At 69.2% G+C, this 9,360-nt stretch carries 6 protein-coding genes; 5 read left to right on the top strand and 1 reads right to left on the bottom strand.

Annotation, left to right across the window (positions count from 1 at the left end):
* The 5 genes from ABZX61_RS65435 to ABZX61_RS65415 form a co-directional block, all read left to right on the top strand.
* Window positions 1-192: hypothetical protein (locus ABZX61_RS65435; RefSeq protein ID WP_355213155.1), on the top strand; the 192-nt coding region annotated here is incomplete at its 5' end.
* Between the two features lie 502 nt (window positions 193-694).
* Window positions 695-1,792: a hypothetical protein gene (locus tag ABZX61_RS65430; protein WP_355213153.1), complete on the top strand. Its 1,098-nt coding sequence runs from the start codon at window positions 695-697 to the stop codon at window positions 1,790-1,792.
* 463 nt (window positions 1,793-2,255) lie between these two features.
* On the top strand, window positions 2,256-2,549 hold the full coding sequence (locus ABZX61_RS65425) for a hypothetical protein (protein WP_355213151.1): 294 nt from the start codon (window positions 2,256-2,258) through the stop codon (window positions 2,547-2,549).
* Window positions 2,546-2,875, top strand: coding sequence for a hypothetical protein (locus tag ABZX61_RS65420; RefSeq protein WP_355213149.1), 330 nt, complete (start codon window positions 2,546-2,548; stop codon window positions 2,873-2,875). Before ABZX61_RS65425 ends, ABZX61_RS65420 begins: the two co-directional genes overlap by 4 nt.
* 594 nt (window positions 2,876-3,469) lie before the next feature.
* Window positions 3,470-3,811, top strand: coding sequence for a hypothetical protein (locus tag ABZX61_RS65415; protein ID WP_355213147.1), 342 nt, complete (start codon window positions 3,470-3,472; stop codon window positions 3,809-3,811).
* 842 nt (window positions 3,812-4,653) lie between these two features.
* On the opposite strand, the gene ABZX61_RS65410 is transcribed toward ABZX61_RS65415, so the two are convergent.
* On the bottom strand, window positions 4,654-8,166 hold the full coding sequence (locus ABZX61_RS65410; RefSeq protein ID WP_355213157.1) for a serine/threonine-protein kinase: 3,513 nt from the start codon (window positions 8,164-8,166) through the stop codon (window positions 4,654-4,656).
* Window positions 8,167-9,360 lie beyond the last annotated feature (1,194 nt).

Below are 9,360 nucleotides of genomic sequence, written 5' to 3'. Positions count from 1 at the left end.
GGCTTCTCCCCGGACGGCACGAAGATCTACAGCCTGACGTCCGACGGCACGCTGCGCACCCACGACCTCGACGAGCGGCGGCTGGTCACGCAGGTCTGCGCCCGCGCCGGCCGCGCGCTGTCGGCCGAGGAGTGGCAGACCTACCTGGCGGGCATCGAGCCCTTCACGGTGTGCCCCGCCACCCAGCCCTGAGCTCGCAGGCGCCACTGGTCGTTCGGTTGCTGCTCAAGCCCGGGGTCGGGCAAGCACGGCGTGGCACGGCCGAAATGGGAGGCGCTGCTGCCCAAGCCGCAGGCCGGAACACACCGAAGTTCGGGAAGTCCGGCCGGCGGGGCCGGCCTTATCTTGGGTTCTTGGTGCCTTCTCGCAGATCAGAGAGATGTGATCTTGTCAGGCTCGTAAGGTACCTGGGCTGGCGTCCCCGGCATGTTGCGGGCGAACGCGTATCCAGGTGCTCCGGCCGCGGTGATGCCCGTGACACCGCCTGCCCGCTGAGGTGCTCGGGCGGCGGTGATCGTGTCGGTGGGACATTGGCGGGACCCCAGGACGTTGCTTCCGGCGTTCTTAGTACCGAACGGCCGCTCGACGGTTTACAGCGGGTCGGTTCCTCAGTGAGGATGACGTGTGTGATCGGCCCGAGGTCCCCGACCGAACTCCACGCCGTGAGCGGGACCCCATGACCACCACGAGGAGCATGACGGCGGCACTGATGTGCACGATGCTTCTGAGTGCCTGCACCGATGCCTCCGAGAAAGATCGACGGCCGGAGCCGGCGGTGGTGCCGACCGTGGCGACGCAGGAGTGGGAGCAGCGCTTGACCACGCACCTGTCCCGCTTCGTGACGGAGGGCCTGCCACCGGGCGCGCGCGCCTCCAAACCGGCCGTGTCGCGGGTCGCGGGCTGCGGTGGCGACAGTCCTGCCTGGGGCGTCCTACCGCAGGCGAAGATCGCCGTGTCCTTCAGGGGGCAGGTTCGCAAGACTCTCGGCGACGCGCAGCAGTGGATGTCGAACAACGGCTTCGCCAACGTCGATGAGGACTTCGAGGAAGGCCGCGGCCACGTCGTCAGCGGTGTGCATGCGGACGGCACCCACATGCGTGCGCAACTGTCGGCCGGGACCGAAAAGCCCAACGCCGACAAGGTCGAGGCCGGCAAGAAGGACGCCGCCGCCGGCCAGACGTTCACCATCACGGCATCAGGCTCGTGCGCCTGGCCGACCGACCGGCCTGGCGGCCCGCCGCCCACCGGCCGACTTCCTTCGCTGGCCCCGCCGGCGGGACCCACGACGGCCGAGGACAAGACATCGGCCTGCCGGTCACCGCGCGTCGCCGTCTACAACACCGAAGCCCGGTCGTACGCGGGTCGGGGACCTCATTTGATGGCGCTGGCCTCCTACACCGATGAGAACCCCCTCGTGTACGGCGAGTTCGGCCTGGATGACCGCTGGGAACCGCGCGGAGAGGACTCTGGGCGTGCTGAGGGGGAAGTCCAGTTGCTCATCTGCGTACGCGTGGAGACGACGCGAGACTCCGGCCGGAGCGTCACCTGCTACTACTCGTCCATCCGCGGAGTTGAGTTCGGCGCGCCGCACACTTTCGACGTCTTCGAGAGTGTCTACCGCGTGGTGGTGCGGGAAGCGCGCAGCGGCAGGGTGATCAGGCGGTTCACCGTGCCGGGGACGCAGGCGGACAAGGACAGCTGTCCCTTGGAGATGGTGAAACCCACCTGGAAGCTGGCGCGCGGCATCGACGGCAAGGCGTTCGAGCGCAAGCTTCGTCCCTTGTTCGAATGACTTCCCGCAGTACTCGGTAGCACGAGGTACTGGGCGAATCGAAGACGGCCTCGGTACGCGTCGGGGTATGCAATAACCCCTGAGCCCTGGCCCTCTTTGGCCTCCCTTGCCATTGCGGCGATCATTACATCACCCGGCGAGAGTGATCCCGCCCGCCGCCGACGGCCTCGTACGGGGCATCACCGACAAGGTCCTGAGCCGCGATGGGTGCGGTGCGGGTGTGCCACCTGGCTCGGATTCGGGGCTGACGGAGGTAGTCGTCCGGCGCGCCTTCTTCGAATGCCAAAAAGTACGGCAGGAACGGGCCATGGGGCGTATCGGGGGCTCTAGCTACGGGCAGCGATTCGGATCACGGTGGAGACCGTGAAACCTCTCTCGGCGGCGGTGGCCGCGGTCGGCATGACCTTGGTGATGGGGATCGTCTGGGTGCTGAGCCCGGGGACGCGCTGGGTGCTGGAGCACGTTGGACGAGGTCGCGATCGGCGGGCCGACGGGGCTGGCCGGAAAGGACCTGGCGGCGGCCCTGGATGCGGTCCGTGGCCGGGTGCTGGCGGCGGCGACTGGGCTGGCCACGCTGGTCGCGGTGTTCTACACCGCGCGCCAGGTACGCGCACGCCTCGACATGCAACCCGAAGTCCTCATCGACCACCACCCACGACCACCGACTCTTTGGCGGCCACTGCCCGCTCAGGGCGGTAGTACCGAGGCAGTGCACCTGACATGCCTGATTTGCCTAAAGACCCATGAATACTGGTGAGCGTTAAGATCGTCTCCCTGGCCGAGAACTTCAACCTGAACACCAAGGACGGCCGCTTCGTCTTCGCCGTCCTGCCGCGGCCCGCCGAGTACGAGCTGGAACTGCGTGCCGAACGCCAGGCCGAGGGCATCGCCACCGCCGACGGCGCCAAGCCGAGGGCACGATGCGGTACAAAGCCAGTCAACGGCAGAACAACCCGGAAACCCCGGCTTGGAAGGCGCTTTCACGCCTCCCCGGGCGAGCCCTGCTTCGCCTCTTGGAGTGATTACCGGAGCTGCCCAGCAGCAGGAAGGACTCAAGGCGTAGCTGGTCAGCTGGCTGCGTGACCGGGTACCGATAGCGTCGATCAGGTCGTCGATGACCTTCGTCACCGCCTCGCCGGCGCCCGCAGCCCGCACCCGGCCATCGCGCCGACGTCCAGCACCCGGGCGCTCACCTGGCCGCCGCCCCCCACCCAGCCAACCCCGACGGCACACCAGGCGTCCAAGCCCGTCCGCCAGGTGGCCCCGCGCCCGAACGCCGCACGGCCCAGGCGCGACCCTGCGGCCCAGTGGTGCCGGCGCCTCTTCCCCCCGGCGACATTCGCCAGTACGCATACCGCAACGTCCTGGATCGCTGACGCTCGACCACGACCGCACCGGGCTGAGGCCTCACGATCGCCTCACTTCGGCACCCGCTGCACGGGGCCGGGGGCGATCGCGGCTGTGGGACCTCCTTCATCGGCCCCACGCCATCGAGCGTCTCAGGTGACGGCTTGTCCAGAGCGCCGTGGACGAGCTATCGGGTCAGGCGCTGTGGGAGTAGCTCTCCGTCGTCGAGGGCCTTGTGTAGACGACGTCTCCCTCGGGCGTGCGGCCCAGTCCAGGAAGCTCGACGGATTCTCAACATATCCTCAACACCTGGAGGCGCACATTTGCGGCATGAGATCCGTAGGAAAGATCGCCACCCTAGCCGTGGCGGCCGCGCTCACCTCCGGCGTGCTGGTCTCCTCAGCACACGCCACCAGCGCCACCGAAGGCACCACCGAGGGCGCCACCCAGGCCTCGGCCGCTCTGTGGCCCTGCATCGTCCAGGCGAAGTGGGCGGTCAAGGTGCACAAGCGCGAGAGCCTCAGCTCCGGCTACCGGGTGGCCAAGAAGGGCACCAAGTTCCACGGCTACTGCTGGGACAACAAGCCCACCTGGAAGTGGACCGAAGTCTGGAACCTGAACGGCGGGGGCCACGGGTACGTCTGGCACACCGGGCTCAAGATGGTCCGCTAGGCCGAATCGCGTAGAGCATCACACGCGTCGATCACGACAAGAGCAACGACCATAGGCGGCGACCGAAAGGACGTCTGCGCATGTGCCATATCTCCTCGCAGTCCTCGCCCTCATGGCACGTGTTGGGCGTCGGCCGACGAGGGCGCCGATCACGGCCCATCCGCGGGCGCTGCGCAGGGTTGCAGCGTCCGGGGCGGGCTGGTACGCGCCATAGAAGCTGTCGGCGGTGCCGTCCGGCAGCGGAGTCCAGGCGGCGGGGTCCAGGCGGCGGGGTCGGCGGCCGGATCGCCGGCGAACAGGTCGCCGAAGTCGATCACGCCGCAGATGGTGCCGTGGAGTTGGCCGGAAACAGGTCGCCGTGGAGCCACCGCGCCGGGCCGGCCCAGTCCGGCGCGGCGGCGTCGGCTCAGACCGCGTGGACGGTGCCTGCGCCGGGGTCAGACCCAGCTCAGCGGCTTCGGCGAGCTGCTTGGTCACCCCCTCAGAGCAGTCGGCCAGCGACCCTTCGCGGCCAAAGCGGCCAGCGGGCGCCTGCGGGGGCGGGTTGGTGAAGAGCCTTCAGGAAAGCGGCCAGGACATCGGCGGCTTCTGCGGCGCGCGTGAGGGGGCGCGGTCGGCAGGCGTGCCGGCACCCAGGTGGTGACGATCCCAGGTCGTGGAAACAGAGCAGAGGGCTCGCCGAGGCGCTGCGTGTCGGCGTACCGGCAGAGGAAGGCGCGGGGCGAAGGCGGGCAACGAACGAATCACCGGCGAGGAAGACAAGCGAGCGTGGCCAAACAGCGTCTGGATGCCCTCTACCCCGACCACCTCACTGGTTGCTCCGGTATCCCCCGAGACCCTAACTAGCCAGGGCACATCGTGAACGGTTCGACGCCAGGCAGGTGGCGGGACCATTCACCGGCGGTGAGCGTACGACCGGCGCGCATGCACAGGGTCGCGGCCACGTGCCGCTCGTCCACGTCGAACACACGGATCGTGCCGTCGGGGGCGGCGGTGTGGAGCTTCGTGCCGTCCGCAGAGAATGCCACCCACCCGCCGTCAGCGCCGTCCGCCGCCTGCTTGCCGTCGAAGACGAGGCCCAGCGGTCGCCGGCTCGGCACGTCCCACAGACGTACGCGCAAGCCCTTCTCGTACGTCGCGATCGTGCGCCCATCAGGCGACCAGGCCAGCATGGTGACCTCGCTGCCCGGCACCGCGGGGAACTCGGCGATTCTGGTCCTGACGTCGCCGTCCCACAAAGTGAGTCGGCCGGGCCCGGAGAAGGCCACCTGCCGGCCGTCCGGGCTGAAGGCGAAAGCGCCGGCGAGCTGCCCGGTGCCCTGTTCGGGAGGCCGGATGACGCCCTTCTCCGGATCGATGAGCTGGAGCGGGTTTCCGGTCACGAGCAGCCGTCCGTCGGGGCGGAAGGCGAGGTCGTTCGCGCCCGTCCCGGACTTCGCTCGTTGAGATCCGCGTTCGAGATCCCACAGTTCGACGCGACCATGCTCCCCGTAGCGCGACACAGCCAGCGTGCGTCCGTCCGGACTGAACGCCAGCGCCCGGGCACCCTGCTCGACGCCGCCCCCCAGCTTGAGCCGGGCCGACACCTTATACCCGGGCAGATCCACGATGTGGACCGTGTCGTCGGCGGCCAGGGCGAGCCGGCGGCCGTCGGGACTGAAGGCGGTCGCGCCGCCACCGCCCGACCGGCTGATCAGTTTCATCAAAGCGCGGCCCGTCGCCGCGTCCCTGACCTCTACCCGGTCCTCCCAGATCGCGGCCAGCACGCGCGCGGAGGGGGCCAGCCGTACGTTCCCGCTCTCGCTGCCGCCGCCGATCGGCGGGTCGAACACCATCGAAACGTCCTCGGTATGGACGGCGCCGTGTTCATCCAGATAGCGGACGGCCCGGCCGGCGAGGTCGAAGCGGAGCCCGCCGACGAAAGCGGGCATGGCCTGGCTGTACACCGTGTCATACATGTCCTGGCCGTGCACCGGGTCATAGGTGAAGCGCCGCTGCAAGGTCAGTCGCTCCCGGCCGCCCCAGTTGGCGATGAAAGCGTCGCCGAAGACGAACCCGGCCTCCGGTCCCACTCCGCCCCCCGGGCCCAACCCGCCCTCCTGCTCCATCACCTCCTCGCCGGATGGCAGCTCGAACATACGGATCCTGCTCGTCTCCTTCGAATTCACCAGCTCCGTGGTCATCATCATCTTGCCGTCGTCGCTGAAGGTGGTCTGGTTGATGACGCCCTTGTCCTGCTCGAGCGACGGGATCGGCGTCCTCTCGCCCCGGCGCAGGTCCCACAACTCCGCGTCATGGCCCTTCATCACGTAGCCGAAGCGGCCATCGCGGCTGATCGCGTTGAGCGCGGCTCCCGAGGGAGCGGTGAGCTCCTTACGCTTGGCGACGTCCCACCATCCGGGCAGGGCTTTCGCTCCCCAGGGGATGGCGAGGTAGCGCCCGGAGCCGTCGAAGCTCAGCGTGCCGCCGCCCGATCGCCTGCCTTGACGGGCGATCGGGACGCCGAGCGGTCTTGCGGTGCGCGTGTCCCACAGCCGTACCCCCTCGTGGTCGAGGAGGGCCAGGGTGCGCCCGTCGGGGGCGAGCGCGGCTTGGGACACCTCCGTGCTCACCCCGGACAGCACGCCGATCCGTCGTTGGCCGGTGACGTCCCAGATCCTGGCTGTCCCGCCGTCCACGGACACGAGCACGCGGCCGTCCTGGCTGAGGTTCTGCACGGTCGCGGCCCTGTAGCCGGGGTCGAGGAAGACGGAGGCCGTGGTCTGAGAGAGCGAGTCGTAGAGCGCACCGCGGGTCTCGGGCAGCCCCGGGCTCAGCCGCCAGCCGGCCACGCTCAGCAACTTCGCGACCTGAGGATCGCTCTGTCGCAGGTCGGTGGCCCGCAGCACGAGCTCCCGCGCCAGCGCATCGTCGCGCTGGCGGCTCGACTCCCTGCGCAAGTACTCCGCGGTCCCGAGCCCGCCGAGCGCGACCACGAGCAGTACGGCCAGGGCCGCCGCGACCAGACGGCGTCTCCTCGCCCTCGTATGGGCCAGGCTCACCGCCTCGTCGAGGAACTCGCGTTCGCGCCGTCCCAGCGTGAGGTCCTTGTGCGCGGTGGCAGCCCACTGCAGCGTCCGATCGAGTGCCGAGCCGTGCAGCAGGTCGGCCGGTCTTCTGCCGTGCTCGTTCCACAGCGCGGCCGCCTCGGCGAGTCGCCGGTGGACGGGCAGCCCTTCGCGGTTGCCCGCCACCCAGTCGCGCAGCCGGGGCCAGGCGTGCAGGAGGCCGGGCGTGGCCAGTTCGTACGCGGTACCGGACCGCGTGACCAGGCCCGCGGCGCCGAACACGGTGAGCATCGCGTCCACGGCCTGCGATTCCGGCAGCTCGTCCCTGCCGACGGGCCGGAGTTCGTCACCGTCGATCATCCGCAGGAACACCTCGGGCGCGGTCGCACGCTCGGCCTCGGTCAGCTCGCCGTAGAGCTCCTCCGCGATCGCGCCCAGATCGGGCTCGGGCCGTCCGGTCAGGGCACCCGCCTGCGTAAGGCCGCGTTCGAGCAGGTCATCGCCGCGGCGGAGCGGCGCCTCGCCGTCCTGGCCCAGCAGCCGCAGCAGCACCTCCCCGGCAGCGGGCCGCTCCGTGGGATCCCGGGCGAGCGTTGCGGCCACCAACGCATCCAGGGGTTCAGGCAGGCCGCACACGTCCGGCTCGAACTCCATCACCCGCCCGATGACGGCCGCCGGATCCCCCGCCTCGATCACGTCCTTGCCCCGGGCCGCGAACAGCACCACCATCGCCCACGCCCACAGGTCGGCCGCCTCGCTCGCGCCCCGCCCGGAGAACACCTCCGGCGGCATGTATCCGGGGGTGCCCATGATCGGCCCGCTCGTCGTCGGCCCCACCTCACGGGCCACACCGAAATCGATCAGGCGCGGTCCGTCCAGCCCCATGATGATGTTGTCCGGCTTGAGATCGCGATGCACGATCCCGACCTGGTGGATGGCGGTCAGCGCGGTCGCCACCCCGATCGCCAGCCGGCGCAGCGCGTCCTTCTCGTACGACCCCGACTCCGCCACCACCCGCCTCAGGCTCGGCCCCGGCACGAACTCGCTGACGATGTACAGCGGCGCCGAATCGACCTGTGCCTCGATCACCTTGGCGGTGCAGAACGAGGCCACCCGCTGGGCCGCCGCCGCCTCCTTCGCGAGTCTGGCGCGTGATTCGGCGCTGTCGTACCTGGGGGCCTTGATCGCGACCCGCTCTCCGGCCTCGCCGTAGCCCTCGTAGACGACGCCCTGGCCGCCCGCGCCCAGCCGGCCGGCCAGCCAGTAACGACCCAAACGCCGCGGGTCGGATGGGGTGAGAGGAGTCATCAAGTGTGCCATTCTGATCCAGATCTCCTCCCCGAAGGAAGGCGTGGGTGGAAATTTCGCATCCTTGGGCTGCTCGAGGTACGCGACGATGACGGCCGAGGTCGCACGCCGACGCGCCGAAGCATCGCGAGCTGCTGGCGTTGTTCCTTGTGAACGCGGGAAGGCCGCTCACGCCTGAGCGGCTGCGCAGGTTGCTGCGGCCGAGCATCGAGGCGGCAGCAAAGGACGAACTCGCCGCTCGGCGGGCAGCCCCCTGAGGCCTGTCTTCGAACTCAGATTCTGATCTCTGACTGGTCACTATGTGTTGTCGCGACGTGGGGTAGTTCGCCTGACGGTGAGGGGTGGGAACATCCCGTTTGAGAGTGCGGCGCGGCGGTGCGTGGCATGTCGGGTCCGCATGCCGGGGGCGGCCTCCCCCCGATTGCCGCCCCCGGCTGTCCCATGCCTCAAGCCATCGGCTGAGGTCCCGGCACGGTGAGTAGCAGTGTTCCGCCGGGGCGGCCCCGCGCCTGCGTCGACTCTGGGAAGACCGCAATGTCATGGTGCGGGTCGTCATGACCGGGGCGCAGCATGCCGGGCCGGTTCGGGGCGGATACTTGCGCGGTTTTTGACCTTATGGGCGGGGTTCGTTGCGACTTGCCGTCCTTCGGTCGGATGGTTGCGAGTAGGGGGCGGTCTGGCGAGAGGCCGCGCCGCAAGCCAGACAACCCGCTGCGGGCCAGCCCCCCCTCCTCAGCGCTTGGCCCGCGAGTCCTTCATATCAGTTACCGCCCAAGTACGCTAAGTGCCTGTGTCGCAGTCCGCGGAGGCGCCGCGATCCTCAATGACGGAGATGGTCCTGCCGCGCGGAGACCACGCATCTCGATTATGTCGCCCTTTCACCGACCCCGACCGTAGGGCCTTGCCCGCCGGGCTACCCGTTTGGACGGTTTCGACAGCGGCGTGTTCAGACAGCCCTAAGCGATCCCGGCGAGTGTGGCCTTCTCGGCGGCGACCCCACCGAGACGTAGCCACCAAGCTGGCGCTGAAAGTGGTGTTCCACCGCACGACACCGACCGCTTCAGCAAGGCCATCGAGCAACTCGGCAGCGCTCAGGCTCCGGTCACGTCCACGGACGTGGTGTATGAATCGATCTTCGCGTGATCCTGTTTCTGCAGGTTAAGCGGTGAGTGTCTGCGGGAGTGGGTTCTGGGC

This window comes from Nonomuraea sp. NPDC003709 (assembly GCF_040610775.1).
Taxonomy (GTDB): domain Bacteria; phylum Actinomycetota; class Actinomycetes; order Streptosporangiales; family Streptosporangiaceae; genus Nonomuraea; species Nonomuraea angiospora_A.
The sequence above is the reverse complement of the archived record's forward strand: the minus strand, read 5'-3'. Positions and strand labels throughout refer to the sequence as shown.